Origin of the sequence: Pseudomonas sp. PDM19 (assembly GCF_014852215.1) — a bacterium.
Taxonomy (GTDB): Bacteria; Pseudomonadota; Gammaproteobacteria; order Pseudomonadales; family Pseudomonadaceae; genus Pseudomonas.
This window is the reverse complement of sequence record NZ_JACVBG010000005.1, coordinates 1-22,125: the sequence shown is the minus strand read 5'-3', so window position 1 is coordinate 22,125 and position 22,125 is coordinate 1. Positions and strand designations below refer to the sequence as shown.

Genomic DNA, 22,125 nt, shown 5'->3' with positions numbered 1-22,125 from the left:
ATGACCTATCTGGAACAGTTCAATACCGGCCTCGGCATGATTGCGGGCGCTGCCACGGCTGCTCGGCGCGACCTGGAACAGGTTGCCGCGCCGGTGGACAAGGCGATGCTGCACATCCGCAGCGGCGTCGCCGCGCTCGAAGGCCTGCCCGGCGTTACGCCCGAGGCGGCAGCCAGGCTCAAGCGCGTCACCGATGGCATCGTACGCGCTCAGGGCAAGCTGCAGGATGTGGTGAAGAGGGCTCAGACCGAGCAGGAAAAGCTGCAGGAGAATCTCGACAAGACCCGAAAGGTCGCTGCCGAGGTGAACGAGCGGATCAAGCTGCTGGGCGAGGAAGTCGACAATGCCGGCCAGGCGGTGAACAAGGTGCTGGGCAGGATCGATCCGCGCCTGCAGAACATCCTGCCCAGTTCGGTGCTGGCGCCCAAGCTCGATCCGTCCGAGCAGATGTGCAAGGTGCCGCAGCATCTGCTGATCATGACGCCGCTGAAGTCGACCGAGCAGACCTACTACTTCAACGTCGACACCACCGGCTTCCAGCGCCTGACTCGCAGCACCAGCTATGCCTGGAAGGAGCAGGCGCGACTGGGCCGGCGCAGCGCGCAGCAGAGCGTCGGATTGGGCCCGGAAACCCTCACGCTCAATGGCGTGGTGATGCCACTGTTCATTCGTGCCGGCGACGCCTCGCAGCGGGTCGGCTGGAACCAGCCGCGGATGCTGCGGGACATTGCCCAACTGCGCGAGCCGGTCCATCTCGGTACCGGCCGTGGCGACGACCTGGGCAATTGGTGCCTGAGCAAGATCACCGAAACGCAGGAGGCGCTGTTCGCCAATGGCGTACCGCGTCAGCAATCCCTCGACCTGGAGTTCATCCGCTATGGCGACGACGATAGTCAGAAGCTCTGACGGCGACCTGCTGGACCGGCTCTGCTACCAGCGCTACGGGCATCTCAACGGTTGCGTGGAGGGCGTGCTGGATGCCAATCCCGGGTTGGCGGATGAGCCGCAACCGCTGCGGGCCGGGGTGGTCATCCGCCTGCCGGAGATGGCCGTGCCAGCGGACCCCGGTGTGCGCCTGTGGGAGTGACCGCCGGCATTCGCATCAGTAACCAGGCCTCGCTCACGCGGGGCCTTTTCATTTGGAGGGGGCTATGAAACCAGTCTTTCGCATCAGCGCCGACGGTGCAGACATCACCCCGCTGGTCAGCGACCGGCTGATCGAACTGCAGCTGACTGACAAGCCTGGCCTGGAGTCGGACACCTTGCAGATCACCATCGATGATCGCGACGGTGCCGTGGTCCTGCCGCGCCGTGGCGCCGCGCTGGAAGTCTTCCTCGGCTACGACGGCGCAGCGCTCGCCCGCATGGGCCGCTACGTAGTGGACACGCTGACCTACAGCGGCATGCCGGACAACCTGGTGATCAAGGGCAAGAGTGGCGACATGCGCGGCCAGGGCAAGGCGAGCCGCAACGGCAGCTGGGAAGGGGCGAGCCTGGCGACCATCGTTGCCGATATCGCTGCACGCAACGGCTGGCGCGCGGCATGCAACGTCGAGACGCTGGTCGAGCGGGTCGACCAGATCCGCGAGTCGGATTTCAACTTCATCACCCGGCTGGCGCGCTTGTACGACTGCACCGCGAAACTGGCGAACAACAGCCTGCTGGTGCAGCCGCGCCAGTCCGGCCGCAGCGCCAGTGGCCAGGCCCTGGAAATACCGGTACTGGGGCGAGGGGATGTCGCCTCGTTCCGCTTCAGCCTGGATGACCGCAAGGTGGTGGCGGCGGTGAAAGTGCCTTATCGCGGTGTCGATGGCGTGCAGCAGCAGGTGCGCGTGGCCAACGCAGATGCACCGTCCCTGGTGGCCGCGGAGCACTGCGACCGTCACCCGCAGCCTAATGAGGCAGCCGCCCGGCGGGTCGCCGCCGCACGGCTGGCCGAGTTCAATCGCAACAGCGCTGAAGTGCAGCTGGACATGCCCGGCCGTGCCGACCTGTTCGCCGAGCTGACCATTGATCTGAAGGGCTTCAAGACCGGGCTCGACGGCCGCTACCTGATCGACTCGGTGACCCAGCATTTTTCCGCAGGCGGCTGGACCACCACGGTGCAGTGCAACGGCGGCGCGCAGGGCAAGGGCAAGGCGGGAGAGGGCGGCTGACATGCTCATCGATGAACGTCAGCTTCTGCTGATCCTGCCCAGCGCCCGCCCCGTCGCGGGCGTTTTTCTGCCGGTGCTGGAGGCAGCGATGCGCGACTTCGGTATCGACACGCCGCAGCGCGGAGCTGCCTTCATTGCCCAGGTGGGCCACGAAAGTGCGCAGCTGACCCGTTGCGTGGAAAGCCTGACCTACAGTGCTCAGCGTCTCGCTGCCGTCTGGCCCCGGCGCTTCCGCAGTGCCGACGGCTCGCCGACGGCGCTGGCGCGGGAGGTGGCGTACCAGCCGGAGCGCATCGCCAACCTTGTCTACGCCGGGCGCAACGGCAACGGCGACGAGGCCTCCGGCGATGGCTGGCGCTTTCGGGGACGGGGGCTGCTGCAGGTGACCGGGCGGAGCAATTACCGTTCTGTCGGCGAAGGGCTCGCGCAACCTTTTGTCGCCCGCCCGCAGCTGCTGGCGGAACCGCGCTGGGCGTGTCGTACCGCCGCCTGGTGGTGGCAGTGCAGCGGGCTCAATGAGCTGGCCGATGCGGGGCGCTTCGAGGACATCACCCGACGAATCAATGGTGGGTTGAATGGCCTGGAGGAACGGGCGCAGCTCTGGCGCCGTGCGCTGGAGGTTCTGCAATGAGCCGCTTCTGGCTGGCGCTGGGCCTGACCGGCTTTCTGATGGGGGGCTGCATCGGTGGCTGGCTGACCGCGCGCTTCTATGGTGGGCAGCTGGAGAGCCTGCACCTGGAGCAGGCTCGTTGCAGCGACGCCGGCAAAGCTCTGGAATCGAAGCTGGCGCTGCAGAACATCCAGGTCGAAGCGCTGGAGCAGGCTGCCCGCCAGCATGCGGACGCCGTCGAGCGCGCGCTGGCCCAAGCCCGCGAACAGGCGCAGAGCCATGAGGCCGCTGCCAGCCGGCTGCTGCTGGAGCGCAGCGAGGGTGAGGAGTGCACCGTGGTTCGTCAGCTGATCGACCGGGAGCTTTTGCCATGAAGCTGCTGCTCATTCCCGTGCTGTTCCTGGCGGGTTGCGCGTCGACCGCGCCGGTACCGGTGGAGGTGCGCCTTCCCGTCCCGGTGCCTTGCCAGGTGCCGGTCGTCGAACCCCCTCGATTCGCCACTGCTGACCTGCGCCCGGCGGACGATCTGCAAACCAAGGTGCGCGCGCTGCTGGCCGAGCGGCAGCAGCACCTGGCCTACGAAACCCGCCTGCGCGCCGCGCTCGATGCGTGCCGCTGAACTTTCCTACCTTCGTCGGCAGGGCCGCCGCGCGTATTGCGCTGGCGCCCGGCCTTGGGCTACTGTTCGGCCATCGCTAGGCGAGACCGCAACCGTGATCCACAGCACCCGCATCATCACCTCCCTCCTCAAGGCATTCGCCCGTTGGCGCTGGCGCGCCTGATTCCTTCTTTCCCGGCATAGCGCCGGTCTCTTCTTACGCGTCCATTTCCCCCATCCGCTGGCATAATTGCCAGATTCGCGCAGCCCGCGAGGCCGCAACGGGTGTCGACGATGGCGCGATCCGAAAGCAGTGCAATCATGAGGTTCGAGCAGACATGCTGCTGATGATCGATAACTACGATTCCTTCACCTACAACCTGGTGCAGTACTTCGCCGAGTTGAAGGCCGACATCCACGTCATTCGCAATGACGAACTGAGCGTCGACGAGATCGCCGCGCTCAACCCCGAACGCATCGTCCTGTCCCCCGGCCCGTGCACGCCGAACGAGGCGGGCGTGTCCCTGGATGTCATCGAGCGCTTCGCCGGCAAGCTCCCGCTGCTGGGCGTATGCCTGGGCCACCAGTCCATCGGCCAGGCCTTCGGCGGTGACGTGGTACGGGCCCGCCAGGTCATGCACGGCAAGGTCAGCCCGGTGTTCCACAAGGACCAGGGCGTATTCGCCAGCCTGAACAATCCGCTGACCCAGACCCGTTACCACTCCCTGGTGGTGAAGCGCGAGACGCTGCCCGACTGCCTGGAGATTACCGCCTGGACGGCGCTGGAAGACGGCTCGGTTGACGAGATCATGGGCCTGCGCCACAAGACGCTGAACGTCGAGGGCGTGCAGTTCCACCCCGAGTCGATCCTTTCCGAACAGGGCCACGAGATGCTGGCCAACTTCCTCAAGCAGACCGGCGGAGTGCGCGCATGAACATCAAGGAAGCCCTCGGCCGCGTGGTCAACCAGCTGGACCTGACCACCGAGGAAATGCAGGACGTCATGCGCGAGATCATGACCGGGCAGTGCACCGACGCACAGATCGGCGCTTTCCTCATGGGCATGCGCATGAAGAGCGAGACCATCGACGAGATCGTCGGCGCCGTGGCGGTGATGCGCGAGCTGGCCGACCAGGTCGAGCTGGACAGCCTCAAGCACGTGGTCGACGTGGTCGGCACCGGCGGCGACGGCGCGAACATCTTCAACGTATCCTCGGCGGCGGCCTTCGTGGTCGCCGCAGCTGGCGGCAAGGTTGCCAAGCACGGTAACCGTGCGGTCTCCGGCAAGAGCGGCAGCGCCGACCTGTTGGAAGCCGCCGGTATCTACCTGGACCTCAAGCCGGTCCAGGTGAAGCGCTGCATCGAGACCGTGGGCGTCGGCTTCATGTTCGCCCAGGTCCACCACAAGGCCATGAAGCACGCCGCCGCGCCGCGCCGCGAGCTGGGCCTGCGTACCCTGTTCAACATGCTCGGCCCGCTGACCAACCCGGCGGGCGTGAAACACCAGGTGGTCGGCGTGTTCAGCCAGGCACTGTGTCGCCCGCTGGCCGAGGTGCTCAAGCGCCTGGGCAGCGAGCACATCCTGGTGGTGCATTCGCGCGATGGCCTGGACGAGTTCAGCCTCGCCGCGCCGACTCACGTTGCCGAACTGAAGGACGGCGTGGTCACCGAATACGAAGTGCAGCCCGAAGATTTCGGCATCAAGAGCCAGAGCCTGATCGGCCTGACCGTGGACAGCCCGCAGCAGTCGCTGGAGCTGATCCGTGATGCCCTCGGCCGACGCAAGACCGAGGCCGGGCAGAAGGCTGCCGAGCTGATCGTGCTCAACGCCGGCGCCGCGCTCTACGCCGCGGACCTGGCCACCAGTCTGCACGAAGGCATGCAATTGGCCCACGACGCCCTGCACACCGGGCTGGCGCGGGAGAAGATGGAAGAGCTGGCGGCCTTCACCGCCGTTTACCGAGAGGAGAATGCACAGTGAGTGTGCCGACGGTTCTGCAGAAGATCCTGGCCCGCAAGGCCGAAGAAGTCGCCGAACGCCGCACCCGCGTGAGCATCGCCGAGCTCGAGCAGCTGGCGCGTGCCGCTGATGCCCCGCGCGGTTTCGCCAATGCCCTGCTGGAGCGCGCGAAGCGCCGTGAGCCGGCGGTGATCGCCGAGGTGAAGAAGGCTTCCCCGAGCAAGGGCATCCTGCGCGAGAACTTCGACCCTGCCGATATCGCCCGCAGCTACGAAGAGGGCGGCGCAGCCTGTCTCTCGGTGCTGACCGATATCGACTTCTTCCTCGGCAGCGACGCCTACCTGAAGGAAGCCCGCGCGGCCTGCAAGCTGCCGGTGATCCGCAAGGACTTCCTGATCGATCCGTACCAGGTCGTGGAAGCTCGCGCCATCGGCGCCGACTGCATCCTGCTGATCGTCTCGGCGCTGGATGACGTACGCATGGCCGAGCTGGCCTCGGTGGCCAAGGACGTCGGCCTCGATGTGCTGGTGGAAGTGCATGACGCGCCGGAGCTGGAGCGCGCACTGAAGACCCTGGACACCCCGCTGGTCGGCATCAACAACCGCAACCTGCACACCTTCGAGGTGAGTCTGGAGACCACCCTGGACCTGCTGCCGGAGATCCCGCGCGAGCGTATGGTGATCACCGAGAGCGGCATTCTCAACCGCGCGGATGTCGAGCTGATGGAAGTCAGCGATGTGTTCGGCTTCCTGGTCGGTGAAGCCTTCATGCGCGCCGACGAGCCGGGCACCGAGCTCAAGCGCCTGTTCTTCCCCGAGCGCAGCAAGGTCAAGCTGGGTGCCGATCCGGACTGACGCATCCTGCGGACACAAAAAAGCCGGCGATTGCCGGCTTTTTTGCTTTCTGGCGACTCTTCAGCGGGTGCCGAAGACCACCATGGTCTTGCCTTTCACGTGCACCAGGCCCTGCTCTTCCAGGCTCTTGAGCACGCGGCCGACCATTTCGCGAGAGCAGCCGACAATGCGGCCGATTTCCTGGCGGGTGATCTTGATCTGCATGCCGTCCGGGTGGGTCATGGCGTCCGGCTGCTGGCACAGGTCCAGCAAGGTGCGTGCGACGCGACCGGTGACGTCGAGGAAGGCCAGGTCGCCGACCTTGCGCGTGGTCTTGCGCAGGCGGTCAGCCATCTGGCTGCCCAGGGTGAAGAGAATCTCCGGGTCCTGCTGGCTCAGTTCGCGGAACTTTGCGTAGCTGATCTCGGCGACTTCGCATTCGGTCTTGGCGCGGATCCAGGCGCTACGCTCCTGGCCGGTGCTGCCTTCCTTCTCGAAGAGCCCCATCTCCCCGAAGAAGTCGCCAGTGTTGAGGTACCCGATGATCATCTCGCGGCCGTCGTCATCCTCGATCAGGACGGTTACCGACCCCTTGATGATGAAGAACAGGCTCTCGCAGCGGTCACCGGCGTAGATGATGGTGCTCTTGGCGGTGAAGCGGCGGCGATGACAGTGCGCGAGCAACTTGTCGAGGTTCTTGATTTTGGGTGTGAGGGTAATAGCTACCATGCCCGAGTCCCGGAAAGTAGAAAGAGTGGCCTTTGCACAACAGGCGCTAATGATTTTTTATGTTCAGCTGTAGTGCCGTGCGTCCCTGGCGCGATCCCCCTCGATCCCCAGGGCGGCATGATTGCCTTGCTGAGCAGTCTTGCATGTATGTAAATCAGCAAGAGCTTAACAGACGACGTGTTACCAGCAATCGGAAGTCTGGAACGTTCGTGTAGGCAATTTCTGAGAGTGTGCCAGTAAACCGGCGCCAGCTTAAGTGATAAATGCATACTGGCCGTGTGGAAATGAGACCTGGGTAACAGCCATCGCTCCCACTGGGCGTGCTAGGGGCCTGTGATAAGCTGTCGCCCCTTTTTTCCGGCGGAGTTCCTTGCAATGAAAGCGCGAATCCAGTGGGCGGGTGAGGCGATGTTCCTCGGTGAATCCGGCAGCGGCCACGTCGTGGTGATGGACGGCCCGCCAGACGCCGGTGGCCGCAACCTGGGCGTGCGCCCCATGGAAATGCTCCTGCTCGGCCTGGGCGGTTGCACCAACTTCGACGTGGTCAGCATCCTGAAGAAGGGCCGCCAGCCCGTGGAAAGCTGCGAGGCCTTCCTCGAAGCCGAGCGTGCCGACGAAGACCCCAAGGTGTTCACCAAGATCCATGTGCATTTCGTGGTCAAGGGTCGTGGCCTGAAGGAAGCGCAGGTGAAGCGCGCGGTGGAACTGTCTGCCGAGAAATACTGCTCCGCGTCGATCATGCTCGGCCGCGCCGGCGTCGAGATCAGCCACGACTACGAGATCGTGGAGCTGGGCTGACAGCCCCCTTCATCCTTTCATCATCAAGGGTGCGCAAACTCTGGCAGAGGTCGCCTGACCTCTGCATAATGCGCCACCTTTTTTCAGGGCCATCCGGCCCGAAACCAAGCAACCACAATCGCCATCGCGAAGAGGTGTAAACCGTCCTACGCAGGTGCCGCCGTACGCATCTGACGGGCATGCTCAACCACGCGGCAGAGCCGCATTTGATGAGAGTTATCCCACGGTGAAAAGCAAACTCAAGCTCCACGGGTTCAACAACCTGACGAAGACCTTGAGCTTCAACATCTATGACATCTGCTATGCCGAGACGCCTGAAGACCAGCAGGCCTACGTGCAGTACATCGACGAAGAGTACGATGCCGAACGTCTCACGCAGATCCTCACCGATGTTGTCGACATCATTGGCGCAAACATCCTGAACATCGCCCGTCAGGATTACGATCCGCAAGGCGCCAGCGTAACCATCCTGATCTCCGAGCAGCCGGTCACCCCGACCGACAGCCAGATCGAGGAGTCCCCGGGGCCGCTACCGGAAACCATCCTGGCGCACCTCGACAAGAGCCATATCACCGTGCACACCTATCCGGAGATCCATCCGGTGGAAGGCATCGCGACCTTCCGGGTGGACATCGATGTGTCGACCTGCGGCGTCATCTCGCCGCTGAAAGCGCTCAACTACCTCATCCACCAGTTCGACTCGGACATCGTCACCGTGGATTACCGCGTGCGCGGCTTCACCCGCGACGTGGAAGGCAAGAAGCACTTCATCGACCACGAGATCAACTCGATCCAGAACTATCTCTCCGACGACACGTACGAGGCCTATCAGATGACCGACGTGAACGTGTACCAGGAGAACCTGTTCCACACCAAGATGCTGCTCAAGGAGTTCGACCTGGACAACTACCTGTTCGGGGATGCGACCAGCAACCTGTCGCCCGAACAGCGCAAGCAGGTGGAAGAGCGAGTGCGACACGAAATGCTGGAGATCTTCTACGCGCGCAACATGCCGCGCTGATCTTCCGTGCGATAAAAAAAGGGCGCCCGCTGGGCGCCCTTTTTTGTTGCCTTCGGGATCAGATCCGGTAGGTGGACTTGGTCATTACCTTGGACAGCAGCGTCATGCCGAACTTCACCGGTGCCGGGAAGCGCAGGCCGCCAGCCTCGATGGCACTGGTGGCGTGGTGCTCCTCGTCTTCGCGCATCTGTTCGAGGATGGCGCGGGACTTCTGGTCCTCGGCGGGGATTTCCGCCAGGTGTTCGTCCAGGTGCTTGCACACCTGGTCCTCGGTGGCTGCGACGAAGCCCAGGCTGACGCGGTCGCTGATCAGCCCGGCGGCAGCGCCGACACCGAAGGACAGGCCGTAGAAGATCGGGTTGAGCACGCTCGGGCGGCTGCCCAGCTCGCGGATGCGCTGTTCGCACCAGGCGAGATGGTCGACTTCCTCGTCGGCCGCCTCTTCCATGGCCTTGCGCACCTTCGGCAGCTTGGCGGTCAGTGCCTGGCCCTGGTACAGCGCCTGGGCGCAGACCTCGCCGGTATGGTTGATGCGCATCAGGCCGGCTACGTGGCGGGCATCGGTGTCGCTGAGCTCGGCGTCGGGCTGGACGATGGCAGGGGACGGACGTCCCGGGTGACCGCTGAAGGGGAGCAGGGTGCGCAGCGCGGCATCGGCCTGCAGCAGGAAGCGGTCGGCGGGGGAGTAGTGACGGTCGGCGGACATGGCGCACCTCCGAGTAGGAACATTCGCCCGGCAGTTTACCGGATGGCGGATGACAGGTCTTGCCGAGGTGCGCGCAGCTTCTTCTGCCCGATCAGCCGATGGTCAGCCCGGCGGCCAGTGCATCTGGCGCTGACCCAGCACGTGCATGTGGATGTGGTGCACGGTCTGGCCGCCCAGGTCGTTGCAGTTCATCACCACGCGGAAGCCCTCGTCGCAGCCCTGCTCCTTCGCCAGGCGCTGGGCGGTGAAGAGGATGTGGCCGGCCAGCGGCTTGTCCGCCTCGGTCAGGTCGTTGAGGGTGGAAACGTGCTTCTTCGGAATCACCAGGAAGTGCACCGGCGCCTGCGGGCCGATGTCGTGGAAGGCGATGACCTGGTCATCTTCATAGAGCTTGCGCGCGGGAATGTCCCCGGCGACGATCTTGCAGAACAGACAGTCCACGAATTGCTCCTCCAGCGGTGGGGTCAGGAGCAGCAGTTTAGCGGCCGTCGACCGTCGCGCCCAGTTTCGGGCCGGCCAACGCAAGGAGCGAGCGTGCAGAACGATATCCATGACCTGGGCCTGGTGCTCGACTCCAGGGTCAAGCTGATTGTCATCGAGTCCTGGGATGAACCCCGTGTGCTGGAGACCCTGACCGGCCTCGCGGTACGCCGTGGGCTCAACCTGCAGCTGTGGTCGGCGACCGAAGGCCTGCAGCGCCTCGGTTTTGGCGGGGAGCCCCAGGGAGAGAACGACAGTCGCGAGGCGGAGAATGCGCTGCGTCTGATCAAGGCCGACCCGCAGCCGAACCTCTATGTGCTTTGCGATCTGCATCCTTATCTGGTGGATAACCCGCGCGCCGTGCGTCTGCTCAAGGAGATCGCCATGGCCGAGGGCAATTTCCGCCCGACCGTGGTGCTGGTTTCCCATGCGCTGAAGCTGCCCGCCGAAGTCCAGCGCTTCGCCGCGCGCTTTGCCCTGTCGCTGCCCTCCGAGGATGAGCTGGTGGGGCTGGTGCGCGAGGAGGCGAGCCGCTGGAGCGAGCGCAACAAGGGCGCGCGGGTACGCACGGATAACCGGACCCTGCGCCAGGTCGTGAAGAACCTGCGCGGCCTGACCCATGGCGAGGCCCGGCTGCTGGCGCGCAGTGTGATCTGCAACGACGGGGCGATCACCCAGGAAGACCTGCCGGAGCTCAATCGCACCAAGTTCGAGCTGCTCAACCTCGACGGCGTCCTCAGTTTCGAACACGACACCGCACGCTTCGCCGAAGTGGGCGGACTGGCCAACCTCAAGCGCTGGCTGGGCGAGCGGCAGAGCGCCTTCACCGAGAGCAAGGAGAAGGACCTGCCCAAGGGCGTGCTGCTGGTGGGTGTGCAGGGCGGCGGCAAGAGCCTGGCGGCCAAGGCCGTTGCCGGCCTCTGGGGACTGCCATTGCTGCGCCTGGATTTCGGCAGCCTCTACAACAAGTACTTCGGCGAGACCGAACGCAATCTGCGCGAGGCGTTGCGCCTCGCGGACAGCATGGCGCCCTGCGTGCTCTGGGCGGACGAGATCGAGAAAGGCGTGGCCACGGGGGATCAGGACAACGGCGTCAGTCAGCGCGTTCTGGCGACGCTGCTGACCTGGATGGCCGAGCGCAAGGCGCCGGTATTCATGGTGGCGACCGCCAACGCCATCGATCGGCTGCCGCCGGAGCTGGTGCGCAAGGGGCGCTTCGACGAGCTGTTTTTCGTCGATCTGCCCGATCATGCCGTGCGCATGGACATCTTCCGTATTCACCTCGTGCGCCGGGAGCTGGAGGTGACGCAGTTCGATCTGGGCGAGCTGGCCGAAGCGGCCGACGGTTTCTCGGGGGCGGAGATCGAGCAGGCGGTGGTGGGCGCCTTCTACGCCGCGCAGGCACGGCAGAAGGCGGTGGATCAGACGCTGCTGCTGGAGGAAATCCGCCGCACCGCACCGTTGTCGGTGGTCATGGCGGAAGAGCTGGCCGCCCTGCGCCAGTGGGCCGACGGCCGTACCGTGCGCGCGGACTGAGCCTGAATCAGCTGGCCAGCGCCAGGCGGTTGATGCGCCCGGCCAGCTTGCGCATGACCCAGCGTGGCAGTAGGCGCACGCCACAGGCGAACAGACGGTTGCGCCAGCCGGGGATGATCAGCGCGGGCGCGCGGCGCAGCGCTTTCACGGTGAGGAAGGCGACTTCCTCGGGAGTCATGACGCGCTTGCCGTCGTCGAGCTTGCCCAGGCGCATATCGGCATTGCGGTAGAAGGCCGTGCGGGTCGGTCCTGGGCACAGCACCGAGACTTTGATGCCGCGGCCTTTGAGTTCTTCGCGCAGACCTTCGGAGAAATGCAGTACGAACGCCTTGCTGGCGTAGTAGCTGCTCATCCACGGACCAGGCAGCAGGCTGGCCATGGAGGCGACGTTGAGAATCCGCCCGCCGCCGGTGCGCTCCATCATCGCGCCGATGCCGTGGCACAGGCGGGCCAGGGCCAGGACGTTGAGCTCCAGCAGTTCCTGCTCGCGGGACCAGTCCTGGTCGATGAAGGCGCCGGAAGTGCCGACGCCGGCATTGTTCACCAGCAGCTCGATCTGCCGCCCGCTCTGTTCCAGCTCGTGCAGCAGGCCTGAGATCTGCAGCGGTTCTGACAGGTCGCAGACGCGGAACAGCACCTCCACCCCGAAACGCTGAGACAACTCGCAGGCGGCGCTGTCCAGTGCATCGCGCTGGCGCGCTACCAGGATCAGTGCCTGGCCGCGGCGCGCGAGGGCTTCGGCCAGGGCCAGGCCGATACCGCTGGAAGCGCCGGTGATGAGGGCAAAACGAGGCATTCAGGAGTCTCTGTGACGGGGTGGCGTTCGACCACGCCCGCCACGGGTTGTTGCATTACTGATCCGAGTCGCCGCCTTCGGTGTCGCCACTGCTGAAGTCGCCGTCGGAGGGCTCCGCGCTGGCAGCCGGATCGGCAGCCTCGTCGCCTTGCTGGTATTGCGAGGCCTGCGCTGCCTGGGCGCGTTCGACGTAGCTCTGATAGGCCGGGATCGCGATGGCGGCGAGGATACCGCCAAACACCGGGAACAGCAGCCAGGAGAAGGCCAAGACCTTGACGCCGGTGCTGTTGGGCGGCGGCGGCGGGCCGAAGCGGTTGGTGCTCTGTTCGCCGGGCATGAACAGCATCAGCAGGCTGAGGACGGCGTTGACGAAGGGCACCAGCAGGACCAGCCAGAGCCAGCCGGACCAGCCCAGGTCATGCAGGCGCTGCACGCCGATGGGGACGCTGAAGACCATGGCGGCGATGACTACTGCGGCGATGGCGACCACGCCCAGGGGCATCGAAACGGCCATCAGCAGGCTGGCGACCAGGTAGGCACCGAAGACGATGAAGGACAGCGCGGCGGACCAGCCGAGGTAGCGCACGCGACCGATCCGGCCTGACAGACTGCGGACTTTCAGTTCGCCGAACTCCGGCAGGTCGTCGCCGACCTTGGCCTGGGGCGGTGCATAGGGGGAGGCCGGCGCGTTCGGAGCCGTGGCTGCCACGGTGGGCACCGGGTTGGCTGCCAGCTCGGCCTGACGTGCCAGGTACTTCTCGATGACGATGCCGCAGGCGCTGCACTCGATGGCGGCGGCCTGCTCATGGCCGCACTTGGGGCAGGTCATCTGCTCGTTGCTGGTGTTTTCGCCGGCGGCACGAGCGGCCAGGGTCGCTTCGCTGGGATGGTCATCGGTCTCCACCAGGCTGAAACCGGCAACGCCTTCGGCTTCCTTGCGGGCGTTGGCGCCGGCGCCGTGGAGGGCGCGCAGGTACTTGTCGGCTTCATCGTCGGAGAGGTCGCGCTTGAGCACGACCGGCTGGCCGCTGAACAGCGCTTCGATCTTCGCGGCGTCGCTCTTGAACAGGCGGGCGAGGTTCTCCTTGGCGGTTTCCAGGGGGGTCTGCGGCATCAGCGCGCCGTCGAACACGATCTTGAAGCGGGATTGATCCATCGGGGCATCCTTGTCTTCTGGCTATGTTGGAATCGCTACAGCGTAATCGGGCCGCCGAGGGCCAACAAGCGGCCCCGGCGGATATATCGTGAGCGGTGCCGCAGCTCAGACCAGCAACTGGTTGGACAGGCCGGCGCTGCGGGTCAGGGCCTGGCGGTACTCGTGGTCGAGCCGCGCGATCAACTCGCCCACTGCGGGCAGGTCGCGGATATCGCCGACACCCTGGCCGGCGGACCATACGGTCTTCCAGGCCTTGGCCTCGTCGCTGACCGGCTTGAGCTTCTCGCCGTAGTCGAGCGCGCCCTTGTCGTTCAGCCGTTGCATGTCGAAGCCGGCAGCCTCGAGGCTCTGGCGCATGAAGCTGGCCGGCACGCCGGAGACGGCGGGGGTGTGGATGATGTCGGCGGCGCGGGCGTTGAGCAGCATGTGCTTGTAGTCCTCGGAGGCGGCGCTCTCGCGGGTGGCGATGAAGCGGGTGCCGAGGTAGGCAAGGTCGGCGCCCAGCACCTGGGCGGCGAGGATTTCGTGGCCGTGGTTGATGCAGCCGGCCAGCAGCAGGGTCTTGTCGAAGAACTGGCGGATCTCGGCAACCAGCGCGAACGGGCTCCAGGTGCCGGCGTGACCACCGGCGCCGGCGGCCACGGCGATCAGGCCATCGACGCCGGCTTCCGCCGCCTTTTCGGCATGACGGCGGGTGGTGACGTCATGGAATACCAGGCCGCCATAGCTGTGCACTGCGTCTACCACCTCGCGCACTGCGCCCAGGCTGGTGATGACGATGGGCACCCTGTGCTCGACGCAGAGCTTGAGGTCTTCCTGCAGGCGCGGGTTGGTGTTGTGGACGATCAGGTTTACCGCATAGGGCGCGGCCTGCGGGTCGGCCGCCAGCCCGGCCTCGATCTCTTCCAGCCAGGCCTTGAAGCCGCTGCTCTCGCGCTGGTTCAGCGCCGGGAAGCTGCCGACGATGCCACTCTTGCAGCAGGCCAGCACCAGTTGCGGGTTGGAGACCAGGAACATCGGTGCCGCCACCAGGGGAATGCGCAGGCGGCGGTCGAGCAGGGCGGGCAGGGACATGACAGTCTCCTTGTCGGGGTCAGAAGGGTTTGACGACCACCAGGATCACGATGGCGATCAGGAACAGCACCGGCACTTCGTTGAACCAGCGGTAGAACACATGGCTGCGGCCGTTCTCGCCACGGGCGAAGCGCTTGAGCATGGCGCCGCAGGCGTGGTGGTAGCCGATCAGCAGGACCACCAGGGTCAGCTTGGCGTGCATCCAGCCCTGGGTCAGCCAGGCCGGGTTGAGGTAGAGCATCCAGGCGCCGAGGATGATGGTGAGGATCATCGACGGGCCCATGATGCCGCGGTACAGCTTGCGCTCCATGATGCAGAAGCGCTCGCGGCTGGCGGCGTCCTCGCTCATGGCGTGGTAGACGAACAGTCGCGGCAGATAGAAGAGGCCGGCGAACCAGCAGACCACGGCAATGATGTGAAAGGCTTTCAACCACAGGTAAAGCATCAGGACTTCCTCGGATCACGGTGAGCCGATAGTAGTGGCGCCGTGCAATGGCGTCATCCCTGCGTCTATTACACTGAGCTCTTCCGTCCGTGGCTGTTTGCCGCGCGCGCCGCATGGCATCCGGAAGATGCCCGGCTTCGTGTCCATGTCAGAACCTGCACCGCCGGAGAGTTCCAGCGAGCCGACTGGTGACTCGTCTGCTCGTACCGTCCCCAAGCGCCCGCTGGCGCGACACCCATTGCTGCGCCAGTGGCGGCGCAACCTGGCGTTCTGGCTCGGTGCGCTGCTGGTCGGGCTGGTGGCCCTGGCCTTCGCCCACCTGGCGGACCTCGCCAGCGCGACCTTCCGCGGCGTGGTCGCGCATAGCCCGTGGTGGCCGTGGCTGCTTTGCCCGCTGGGCTTCGCCGGCCTGGTCTGGCTGACCCAGGGAGCGCTGAAGAACACTCGTGGCAGCGGCATTCCACAGGTCATCGTGGCGCTGGAGCAGCGCAGCAGCCGCACACGCAATGCCTTGCTATCGGTGCGGATTGCCGTGGGCAAGCTGGCGATGACTTTGCTGGCGCTGCTGGTGGGGGCCTCGGCCGGCCGCGAGGGCCCGACCGTGCATATTGGCGCGGCACTTATGTATTCGCTTGGCCGTCGCCTGGGGCTCTACGACAAGCGCACGGTGTCCGGCCTGATCATCGCTGGCGGTGCGGCGGGCATCGCGGCCGCCTTCAATACGCCACTGGGCGGGGTGGTCTTCGCCATCGAGGAGCTGAGCCGCACCTTCGAGCAACGCTTCAGCGGGCTGGTGCTCACCGCTGTCCTGCTCGGCGGCATGGTCACGCTCGGCCTGATGGGCAGCTACAGCTATTTCGGTCGCCTCTCGGAAAGCATGCCTCTGGGCCCGGCATGGATCGCCGTGGTGGTCTGTGGGGTGCTCGGTGGCTTGCTTGGCGGCCTCTACTGCCGGCTCGTGCTGCCGACCCAGCGCGGCCCGCTCGGCTTCATCAGTCGCTGGCGCGGGCGCTGGCCGATCCGTTTCGCGGCGGTGTGTGGTCTGCTGCTGGCGCTGCTCGGCCTGTTGTCCGGGCAGCACGTGTTCGGCACCGGGTACGCAGAGACCCGGTCCATCCTCGAGGGGCAGCCGGTGGTGGGGCAGGACTTCCTCCTGTGGAAGTTCATCGCCAACGTGATCTCGTTCATCGCCGGCATTCCAGGCGGACTGTTCTCGCCTTCGCTCACCGTAGGCGCCAGTCTGGCGCCCTGGCTGACGCCGCTGATTCCCGGCGCAAGCCTGCCAGCAGTGGCGCTGCTGGGGATGTCCGCCTACCTCGCCGGGGTCACGCGCACGCCGCTCACCGCCACGGTGATCACCGTCGAGATGTCCCACAGCCCGGACATGCTGATCCCCATCCTCGCCGCCACGCTGCTGGCCAGTGGTGTATCGGCGCGCCTGAACCCGCTGCCGATCTATCACGCGCTCGCTCGTCAGATGCAGGAAACCCTGGCTCCGACCAAAGGCTCTTAAACCTGCGTGCATTCGCTCTGTTCAGCGGGGGCAGCGGCTCATATCATGGCTGCCCCTGAATTTGGCCCCATAGGTGGAGTGACAGGCAGATGATCAAGGTCGGTATCGTAGGCGGTACGGGTTATACGGGCGTGGAACTGCTGCGCCTGCTGGCACAGCATCCCCAGGCTCGCGTCGAGGTGATTACCTCGCGGTCCGAGGAGGGCGTGAAAGTCGCCGACATGTACCCGAACCTGCGAGGCCACTACGACTGCCTGGCTTTCAGCGTGCCGGACGTGAAGCGTCTGGGCGAATGCGACGTGGTGTTCTTCGCCACTCCGCACGGCGTGGCCCACGCACTGGCTGGCGAACTGCTGGCGACCGGTACCCGGGTGATCGACCTGTCCGCAGACTTCCGCCTGCAGGACGCGGAGGAATGGGCCAAGTGGTACGGCCAGCCCCACGGTGCGCCCGAACTGCTGTCCGAAGCCGTCTATGGTCTGCCGGAAGTGAATCGCGAGGCGATCAAGTCCGCGCGCCTGATCGCCGTTCCCGGCTGCTACCCGACCGCTACCCAGCTCGGTTTCATCCCGCTGCTGGAGAACGGTCTGGCCGATGCCAGCCAGCTGATCGCTGACTGCAAATCCGGCGTCAGCGGTGCTGGCCGTGGTGCCAAGGTCGGTTCGCTGTTCTGCGAAGCCGGTGAAAGCATGATGGCCTACTCGGTGAAAGGTCACCGTCACCTGCCGGAAATCAGCCAGGGCCTGCGTCGCGCAGCCAAGGGCGATGTCGGCCTGACCTTCGTGCCGCACCTGACCCCGATGATCCGCGGTATCCACGCGACCCTGTACGCGCGCGTCGCTGACCGTGGCGTCGACCTGCAGAAGCTGTATGAAGAGCGCTACGCCAACGAGCCGTTCGTCGACGTGATGCCGGCAGGCAGCCACCCGGAAACCCGCAGCGTGCGCGGCGCCAACGTCTGCCGCATCGCGGTACACCGTCCGCAGGGAGGAGACCTGGTGGTGATCCTCTCGGTCATCGACAACCTGGTGAAGGGTGCATCCGGCCAGGCGATCCAGAACATGAACATCCTGTTCGGCCTGGACGAGCACCTGGGCCTGTCCAACGTCGCGCTGCTGCCGTAAGGAAAGACTGCCCCGGAAGGCGGTCGATTGATCTGGACCAATGGATGAGTCGGATTAGTTGACCGTTTTTCTGGGGTAAGCGGATAATGGTCCGCAATGTTGTAACGTACGGCCTCGGCCGGGAGAGTTTTCACCATGACCATCGAAACCTTCACCCCCACTCCGCTGATGTTCTCGCAAGGCGCTGCGAACAAGGTGAAGAACCTGATCGACGAAGAAGGCAATCCGCGCCTCAAGCTGCGGGTATTCGTCACGGGCGGTGGCTGTTCGGGCTTCCAGTACGGGTTCACCTTCGATGAAGACACCGCGGACGACGACACCATCGTCGAGCGCGATGGCGTCAACCTCGTGGTCGATCCGATGAGCTTCCAGTACCTTGCCGGTGCGGAAGTGGACTATCAGGAAGGCCTCGAAGGTTCGCGGTTCGTCATCAAGAACCCGAACGCAGCGACCACCTGCGGCTGCGGTCAGTCCTTCTCGATCTGATGCCGTAGCAGCGAAAACGCCGCGCAGATGCGCGGCGTTTTTGTTTGTGCGTCGGACTCAGGCGGGGTAGAGCGCGCCGAGGATACGGGGTCCCTGCGCCGCCGTGACTTCCGGGCAGTTGCCGGGCGCGCGTTCGAAGAAGCGATGGGCCAGCCAGGCAAAGGCCATTGCCTCCATCCACTCCGGTGGTACGCCACGCTCGAGGCTGCTGATCACGCTGGCGCCAGGCATGTGCGCGGCCAGTCGTTGCATGAGTGTCGCGTTGAAGGCGCCGCCACCGCAAACCACTACTTCTTCACAGCCGGGCTGCGCATCCAATAGTGCGGCGGCGATGCTTTGCGCGGTCAGTTCGAGCAGGGTTGCCTGCACGTCTTCAGCCTTTGCCGGGCCGTGGCCGGCCAGGACTGCGTTCAGCCAGTTCAGGTTGAAGCGCTCCCGTCCGGTGCTCTTCGGGCCTTTTGCCGCGAAGAAGTCATCGGTCAGCATCTTCTGCAGCAGCGTCTGGTCGATGCTGCCGCTGGCAGCCCAGGCGCCATCTCGGTCATAGGCTTCGCCGCGCTGCTCCTGAATCCAGGCATCCAGCAGGACGTTGCCGGGGCCACAGTCGAATCCGCGAACCGGTTTGTCAGGGCTGAGCAGCGAGACATTGCTGAAACCGCCCACATTCAGGATGGCGCACTCGCGACCCTCGCTGCCGAACAGCGCACGGTGGAAAGCGGGCACCAGCGGTGCGCCCTGGCCGCCGGCGGCTACGTCGCGGCGGCGGAAGTCGGCGACGACATCGATGCCGGTCAGTTCGGCGAGCAGTGCCGGGTTGCCTATCTGCACGGTGAAGCCCAGATGCGGTTCGTGGCGAATGGTCTGGCCGTGGCTGCCGATGGCGCGAATGGCGCTGGCGCTCAGTTTCTCGCGGGCGAGGAGTTCATTGATGCCCTGGGCAGCCAGGCGTACCCAGCTGTTTTCCGCGAGGGCGGAGCGGGCGATCTCGTCAGGGCCGGGAGAGCAGAGTGCCAGAAGGTCGGCGCGCAACGCAGCAGGCATGGGGAGGTAGTGGGAGGCGAGCAGAGTGGTCTGCTCGCCTTGCTCGATCAGGGCGATGTCCAGCCCGTCAAGACTGGTACCGGACATCACCCCCAGATAGAGCGGCATGGATCAGCGCTTGTTCAGGGCCAGGAAGGTTGCCTTCTCCTGGTCCATGCGCGCGATCAGCGGTTGCGCCTGTGCCATGAAGCGCTTGCGCTCCGGGCCGGACAGCGGATCAGCCGTCGGCAGCTTGGCGCTCAGCGGATCGACATGCTGGCCGTTCACCTGGAACTCGTAGTGCAGGTGCGGGCCGGTGGCGAGGCCGGTCATGCCGACGTAGCCGATGATCTGGCCCTGCTTCACCGCCACGCCGGAGCGGATGCCCTTGGCGAAGCGGCTCATGTGGCCGTACACGGTGCGGTAGCGCTGGCCGTGCTGGATCACCACGGCGTTACCGTAGCCACCCTTGCGGCCGGCTTCGAGGATCTTGCCGTCGCCGGTCGCCTTGATCGGTGTACCGATAGGCGCCGCGTAGTCTACGCCCTTGTGTGCACGAATCTTGTTCAGGATCGGGTGGAAACGCCCAATAGAGAAGCGCGAGCTGATACGGGCGAAGTCCACCGGAGTGCGGATGAACGCCTTGCGCATGCTGCTGCCATCGGCGCGCAGGTAGCTGGTGCTGCCCTGTTTGCTGGTGTAGCGCACCGCAGTGTATTCCTTGCCGCGGTTGACGAAGCGCACCGCGAGGATGCTGCCGGTACCGACCTGCTTGCCCTGCACCTGCTGGGACTCGTAGATCACGTCGAACGAATCGCCTTCGCGAATATCCTGGGCGAAGTCGATGTCGTAGCCGAGGATGTTGGCCATCGACATGATCAGGTCGTGGGACAGCCCGGCGTTCTTGCCGGCGACGAACAGCGAGCTGTCGACGCGGCCGTGAGCATAGTTCGCGTGCACCGAGGGTTTGACCAGGTCGCGCTTGAAGTCATAGCCCTTGGCGGACTTGTTCAGGCTGATGGTCTCCAGGTCGCTGCGCTTGACCTTCAGGCCCTGTAGCTCGCCCTTGGTGTCGATGAGGAAGTCCACGTCCTGGCCGATATCAAGACGGGTGAACTGCTTGGCGTCCTTGCTGGCGGCAAGCATGTCGTGCACGACGTTCGCCGGCAGGCCGGCCTTCGCGAACACGGTAGAAAGGGTATCGCCCTTGCCCACGGTCACGCTTTTCCACGCAGGGTCTGCGGAAGCGGAGGGGGAGGGTTGCTGGTTCGAATCGGCGAGATCGTTCTTCTTTTCCGCGTCTTTCCCGGCGCTGTTCTGGTTGTCCGGCTGGCCTTCTATCTGTGCAAAAGGCGAAGAGCCGTCGTCTTCCGTGACCGCATTGGGTCGAAGATCGTCTTTTTCCTGGAGGATCTGCTCGGTGCTGTTTTCCAGCTCGAGATTGAGCGTGGTCTTCTTCGCCTCGACCTCGGCCGAGGGGAACACCAGCAGAGCCAGGCTGAGGAGCGCTGCTACACCGCTTGCGGCCAGCAGATGGCTCTTCGGGTAGTACGGCGCTTTCTGATCGGATTGCGTCATGGCGTGAGTGGTGTTTTTGGAATGTGAAATAACTGCCTAAAATATAACCAAATTCCCTCTGAAGCAACCCTGATGTCGGGCTTCTGACGTCCTGTCTTCTGGCGCTGGGCAAAACTTGTTTTTAGTGCCTGTTCTTGTATCGTTGGTTCCCTTTCGCAATTCGCAACGTACAGGAACCTGCAATGAAGTCGGTCGAAGAGCAGCTGGCGCTGATCCAGCGCGGTGCAGACGAAATTCTCGTGGAGGCCGAGCTGATCGAAAAGCTCAAGCGCGGCCAGCCCCTGCGTATCAAGGCCGGCTTCGACCCGACCGCTCCCGACCTGCACCTGGGACACACCGTCCTTATTAATAAGCTGCGTCAGTTCCAGGAGCTGGGCCATCAGGTGATCTTCCTGATCGGTGACTTCACTGGGATGATCGGTGACCCCAGCGGGAAAAGTGTTACCCGCCCACCCCTCACCCGCGAGCAGGTTCTCGACAACGCCGAGACGTACAAGGCCCAGGTTTTCAAGATTCTCGACCCCGCGAAGACCGAAGTAGCCTTCAATTCCACCTGGATGGACCAGCTTTCCCCCGCTGATTTCATTCGTCTGGCTTCCCAGTACACCGTTGCTCGTATGCTGGAACGCGATGATTTCAGCAAACGCTATGCCAGCAATCAGTCCATCGCCATTCACGAGTTCCTCTATCCGCTGGTCCAGGGCTACGACTCGGTAGCACTGCGTGCGGACGTCGAGCTCGGCGGCACCGACCAGAAGTTCAACCTGCTGATGGGGCGTGAGCTCCAGCGTGCCTATGAGCAGGAGCCTCAGTGCATCCTGACCATGCCGCTGCTCGAAGGCCTGGATGGCGTGAAGAAGATGTCCAAGTCCCTGGGCAACTACATCGGCATCCAGGAAGCGCCGGGCGTCATGTACAGCAAGCTGGTCTCCATTCCGGATACCCTGATGTGGCGTTACTTCGAGCTGCTCAGCTTCCGCTCCATGGAAGAGATCGAGGGCTTCAAGAAAGACGTCGAGGCTGGCGCCAACCCCCGCGACATCAAGATCAAGCTGGCGGAAGAGATCGTGGCCCGCTTCCATGGTGAGGAAGCGGCTGCTTCCGCGCACAAGTCTGCTGGCAACCGCCTGAAAGAGGGTGAGCTGCCGGAAGACCTGCCGGAAGTGGAGGTCGCCGCTACGGAAGACCTGCCCATTGGTGCCGTCCTTAATAAGGCAGGCCTGGTGAAGAACTCGGCTGTCGCTCGCGACCTGCTGTCGTCCGGCGGTGTGCGGGTGGATGGTGAGGCTGTGGATCGCAGCTTTGTCTTCAAGGTAGGCGCTACCCATGTCCTGCAGGCCGGCAAGAAGGCTTTCGCTCGCGTCTCCCTGGTCGCTGAGTGAAGAAAGTTTAAATTAGTCGTTGACGGCCGATTTAAACTCCCTATAATGCGCACCACTCCCAGCGACGAAGCGCTGAAAGAACTTGAAAATCAAGTACTTACAGAGATTTGAAGTTGAGAGTGGT

General features: G+C 64.6%; 25 protein-coding genes. 16 read left to right on the top strand and 9 right to left on the bottom strand.

What is annotated here, in order from left to right:
* From IB273_RS26490 to trpC, 9 genes are all read left to right on the top strand, one after another.
* Nucleotides 1–906, top strand: coding sequence for a phage tail protein (locus IB273_RS26490; protein ID WP_192225417.1), 906 nt, complete (start codon nt 1–3; stop codon nt 904–906).
* Nucleotides 878–1,087 (top strand): tail protein X, encoded by a 210-nt coding sequence (locus tag IB273_RS26485; RefSeq protein WP_192225416.1) that lies wholly within the window; start codon nt 878–880, stop codon nt 1,085–1,087. The genes IB273_RS26490 and IB273_RS26485 overlap by 29 nt, the downstream gene beginning before the upstream one ends.
* A gap of 64 nt (nt 1,088–1,151) precedes the next feature.
* Nucleotides 1,152–2,156, top strand: a complete 1,005-nt coding sequence (locus IB273_RS26480) for a phage late control D family protein (RefSeq protein WP_151189163.1) — start codon at nt 1,152–1,154, stop codon at nt 2,154–2,156.
* 1 nt (nt 2,157) lies between these two features.
* Nucleotides 2,158–2,787, top strand: coding sequence for a glycoside hydrolase family 19 protein (locus IB273_RS26475; RefSeq protein WP_081520762.1), 630 nt, complete (start codon nt 2,158–2,160; stop codon nt 2,785–2,787).
* Nucleotides 2,784–3,140, top strand: a complete 357-nt coding sequence (locus IB273_RS26470) for a hypothetical protein (RefSeq protein ID WP_192225415.1) — start codon at nt 2,784–2,786, stop codon at nt 3,138–3,140. Before IB273_RS26475 ends, IB273_RS26470 begins: the two co-directional genes overlap by 4 nt.
* A complete protein-coding gene (locus IB273_RS26465) occupies nt 3,137–3,385 on the top strand; it encodes a hypothetical protein (RefSeq protein ID WP_081520760.1) in 249 nt (82 codons plus the stop codon). Before IB273_RS26470 ends, IB273_RS26465 begins: the two co-directional genes overlap by 4 nt.
* A 317-nt stretch (nt 3,386–3,702) precedes the next feature.
* The gene (locus tag IB273_RS26460; RefSeq protein WP_192225414.1) at nt 3,703–4,299 is read left to right on the top strand and encodes an aminodeoxychorismate/anthranilate synthase component II; all 597 of its coding nucleotides are present in this window, start codon (nt 3,703–3,705) and stop codon (nt 4,297–4,299) included.
* Nucleotides 4,296–5,345, top strand: a complete 1,050-nt coding sequence (gene trpD / locus IB273_RS26455) for an anthranilate phosphoribosyltransferase (RefSeq protein ID WP_081520758.1) — start codon at nt 4,296–4,298, stop codon at nt 5,343–5,345. Before IB273_RS26460 ends, trpD begins: the two co-directional genes overlap by 4 nt.
* Entirely contained in the window at nt 5,342–6,178 is an 837-nt protein-coding gene (gene trpC, locus IB273_RS26450; RefSeq protein WP_081520757.1) for an indole-3-glycerol phosphate synthase TrpC, read from the top strand. The genes trpD and trpC overlap by 4 nt, the downstream gene beginning before the upstream one ends.
* 60 nt (nt 6,179–6,238) lie before the next feature.
* On the opposite strand, the gene crp is transcribed toward trpC, so the two are convergent.
* Nucleotides 6,239–6,886 carry a cAMP-activated global transcriptional regulator CRP gene (gene crp, locus IB273_RS26445; RefSeq protein ID WP_024763566.1) on the bottom strand — a complete coding sequence of 216 codons (648 nt, stop codon included), beginning with the start codon at nt 6,884–6,886 and terminating at the stop codon, nt 6,239–6,241.
* Between the two features lie 375 nt (nt 6,887–7,261).
* Between crp and IB273_RS26440 the strand changes: the two genes are divergently transcribed.
* Nucleotides 7,262–7,684 carry an OsmC family protein gene (locus IB273_RS26440; RefSeq protein WP_192225413.1) on the top strand — a complete coding sequence of 141 codons (423 nt, stop codon included), beginning with the start codon at nt 7,262–7,264 and terminating at the stop codon, nt 7,682–7,684.
* Between the two features lie 226 nt (nt 7,685–7,910).
* Nucleotides 7,911–8,705 (top strand): adenosylmethionine decarboxylase, encoded by a 795-nt coding sequence (speD, locus tag IB273_RS26435; protein WP_017517341.1) that lies wholly within the window; start codon nt 7,911–7,913, stop codon nt 8,703–8,705.
* A 58-nt stretch (nt 8,706–8,763) separates the two neighbouring features.
* Here speD and coq7 read toward each other — a convergent pair whose 3' ends face one another.
* Together coq7 and IB273_RS26425 are read right to left on the bottom strand one after the other, a co-directional pair.
* Nucleotides 8,764–9,411, bottom strand: coding sequence for a 2-polyprenyl-3-methyl-6-methoxy-1,4-benzoquinone monooxygenase (gene coq7 / locus IB273_RS26430; protein WP_081520755.1), 648 nt, complete (start codon nt 9,409–9,411; stop codon nt 8,764–8,766).
* 102 nt (nt 9,412–9,513) lie between these two features.
* Nucleotides 9,514–9,852 (bottom strand): histidine triad nucleotide-binding protein, encoded by a 339-nt coding sequence (locus IB273_RS26425; RefSeq protein WP_081520754.1) that lies wholly within the window; start codon nt 9,850–9,852, stop codon nt 9,514–9,516.
* A gap of 93 nt (nt 9,853–9,945) precedes the next feature.
* On the opposite strand from IB273_RS26425, the gene IB273_RS26420 reads away from it, so the two are divergent.
* The gene (locus IB273_RS26420; RefSeq protein ID WP_192225412.1) at nt 9,946–11,427 is read left to right on the top strand and encodes an AAA family ATPase; all 1,482 of its coding nucleotides are present in this window, start codon (nt 9,946–9,948) and stop codon (nt 11,425–11,427) included.
* Nucleotides 11,428–11,434: 7 nt separating this feature from the next.
* Here the strand turns inward: IB273_RS26420 and IB273_RS26415 are convergent, their stop codons facing one another.
* The 4 genes from IB273_RS26415 to hemJ all read right to left on the bottom strand — a co-directional run bounded on the left by IB273_RS26415 (nt 11,435) and on the right by hemJ (nt 14,898).
* Entirely contained in the window at nt 11,435–12,223 is a 789-nt protein-coding gene (locus IB273_RS26415; RefSeq protein ID WP_045212616.1) for an SDR family NAD(P)-dependent oxidoreductase, read from the bottom strand.
* A gap of 55 nt (nt 12,224–12,278) precedes the next feature.
* Nucleotides 12,279–13,379 (bottom strand): DUF805 domain-containing protein, encoded by a 1,101-nt coding sequence (locus IB273_RS26410; protein ID WP_192225411.1) that lies wholly within the window; start codon nt 13,377–13,379, stop codon nt 12,279–12,281.
* Nucleotides 13,380–13,484: 105 nt separating this feature from the next.
* Nucleotides 13,485–14,453 (bottom strand): NAD(P)H-dependent flavin oxidoreductase, encoded by a 969-nt coding sequence (locus tag IB273_RS26405; protein WP_192225410.1) that lies wholly within the window; start codon nt 14,451–14,453, stop codon nt 13,485–13,487.
* Between the two features lie 19 nt (nt 14,454–14,472).
* Nucleotides 14,473–14,898 carry a protoporphyrinogen oxidase HemJ gene (hemJ, locus tag IB273_RS26400; RefSeq protein WP_081520750.1) on the bottom strand — a complete coding sequence of 142 codons (426 nt, stop codon included), beginning with the start codon at nt 14,896–14,898 and terminating at the stop codon, nt 14,473–14,475.
* A gap of 145 nt (nt 14,899–15,043) precedes the next feature.
* Between hemJ and IB273_RS26395 the strand changes: the two genes are divergently transcribed.
* The 3 genes from IB273_RS26395 to erpA all read left to right on the top strand — a co-directional run bounded on the left by IB273_RS26395 (nt 15,044) and on the right by erpA (nt 18,021).
* Nucleotides 15,044–16,411 carry a chloride channel protein gene (locus IB273_RS26395; protein ID WP_225610305.1) on the top strand — a complete coding sequence of 456 codons (1,368 nt, stop codon included), beginning with the start codon at nt 15,044–15,046 and terminating at the stop codon, nt 16,409–16,411.
* An 89-nt stretch (nt 16,412–16,500) separates the two neighbouring features.
* A complete protein-coding gene (gene argC, locus IB273_RS26390; protein WP_192225409.1) occupies nt 16,501–17,535 on the top strand; it encodes an N-acetyl-gamma-glutamyl-phosphate reductase in 1,035 nt (344 codons plus the stop codon).
* Nucleotides 17,536–17,670: 135 nt separating this feature from the next.
* Entirely contained in the window at nt 17,671–18,021 is a 351-nt protein-coding gene (gene erpA, locus IB273_RS26385) for an iron-sulfur cluster insertion protein ErpA (protein WP_045212604.1), read from the top strand.
* A 57-nt stretch (nt 18,022–18,078) separates the two neighbouring features.
* Here the strand turns inward: erpA and IB273_RS26380 are convergent, their stop codons facing one another.
* A complete protein-coding gene (locus tag IB273_RS26380) occupies nt 18,079–19,170 on the bottom strand; it encodes an anhydro-N-acetylmuramic acid kinase (protein WP_192225408.1) in 1,092 nt (363 codons plus the stop codon).
* A gap of 3 nt (nt 19,171–19,173) precedes the next feature.
* Nucleotides 19,174–20,619, bottom strand: coding sequence for a peptidoglycan DD-metalloendopeptidase family protein (locus tag IB273_RS26375; RefSeq protein WP_151189258.1), 1,446 nt, complete (start codon nt 20,617–20,619; stop codon nt 19,174–19,176).
* 182 nt (nt 20,620–20,801) lie between these two features.
* Between IB273_RS26375 and tyrS the strand changes: the two genes are divergently transcribed.
* Nucleotides 20,802–22,001: a tyrosine--tRNA ligase gene (gene tyrS / locus IB273_RS26370; RefSeq protein ID WP_081520746.1), complete on the top strand. Its 1,200-nt coding sequence runs from the start codon at nt 20,802–20,804 to the stop codon at nt 21,999–22,001.
* Nucleotides 22,002–22,125 lie beyond the last annotated feature (124 nt).

Coding starts and splice junctions, on each gene's coding strand:
- crp (WP_024763566.1), bottom strand. CDS start 6,886: ATGGTAGCTATTACCCTCACACCCAAAATCAAGAACCTCGACAAGTTG.
- IB273_RS26470 (WP_192225415.1), top strand. CDS start 2,784: ATGAGCCGCTTCTGGCTGGCGCTGGGCCTGACCGGCTTTCTGATGGGG.
- IB273_RS26460 (WP_192225414.1), top strand. CDS start 3,703: ATGCTGCTGATGATCGATAACTACGATTCCTTCACCTACAACCTGGTG.
- IB273_RS26485 (WP_192225416.1), top strand. CDS start 878: ATGGCGACGACGATAGTCAGAAGCTCTGACGGCGACCTGCTGGACCGG.
- IB273_RS26410 (WP_192225411.1), bottom strand. CDS start 13,379: ATGGATCAATCCCGCTTCAAGATCGTGTTCGACGGCGCGCTGATGCCG.
- IB273_RS26475 (WP_081520762.1), top strand. CDS start 2,158: ATGCTCATCGATGAACGTCAGCTTCTGCTGATCCTGCCCAGCGCCCGC.
- hemJ (WP_081520750.1), bottom strand. CDS start 14,898: ATGCTTTACCTGTGGTTGAAAGCCTTTCACATCATTGCCGTGGTCTGC.
- argC (WP_192225409.1), top strand. CDS start 16,501: ATGATCAAGGTCGGTATCGTAGGCGGTACGGGTTATACGGGCGTGGAA.
- IB273_RS26465 (WP_081520760.1), top strand. CDS start 3,137: ATGAAGCTGCTGCTCATTCCCGTGCTGTTCCTGGCGGGTTGCGCGTCG.
- trpD (WP_081520758.1), top strand. CDS start 4,296: ATGAACATCAAGGAAGCCCTCGGCCGCGTGGTCAACCAGCTGGACCTG.
- erpA (WP_045212604.1), top strand. CDS start 17,671: ATGACCATCGAAACCTTCACCCCCACTCCGCTGATGTTCTCGCAAGGC.
- IB273_RS26405 (WP_192225410.1), bottom strand. CDS start 14,453: ATGTCCCTGCCCGCCCTGCTCGACCGCCGCCTGCGCATTCCCCTGGTG.
- IB273_RS26440 (WP_192225413.1), top strand. CDS start 7,262: ATGAAAGCGCGAATCCAGTGGGCGGGTGAGGCGATGTTCCTCGGTGAA.
- tyrS (WP_081520746.1), top strand. CDS start 20,802: ATGAAGTCGGTCGAAGAGCAGCTGGCGCTGATCCAGCGCGGTGCAGAC.
- IB273_RS26380 (WP_192225408.1), bottom strand. CDS start 19,170: ATGCCGCTCTATCTGGGGGTGATGTCCGGTACCAGTCTTGACGGGCTG.
- IB273_RS26490 (WP_192225417.1), top strand. CDS start 1: ATGACCTATCTGGAACAGTTCAATACCGGCCTCGGCATGATTGCGGGC.
- coq7 (WP_081520755.1), bottom strand. CDS start 9,411: ATGTCCGCCGACCGTCACTACTCCCCCGCCGACCGCTTCCTGCTGCAG.
- IB273_RS26415 (WP_045212616.1), bottom strand. CDS start 12,223: ATGCCTCGTTTTGCCCTCATCACCGGCGCTTCCAGCGGTATCGGCCTG.
- IB273_RS26395 (WP_225610305.1), top strand. CDS start 15,044: ATGTCAGAACCTGCACCGCCGGAGAGTTCCAGCGAGCCGACTGGTGAC.
- IB273_RS26375 (WP_151189258.1), bottom strand. CDS start 20,619: ATGACGCAATCCGATCAGAAAGCGCCGTACTACCCGAAGAGCCATCTG.
- IB273_RS26480 (WP_151189163.1), top strand. CDS start 1,152: ATGAAACCAGTCTTTCGCATCAGCGCCGACGGTGCAGACATCACCCCG.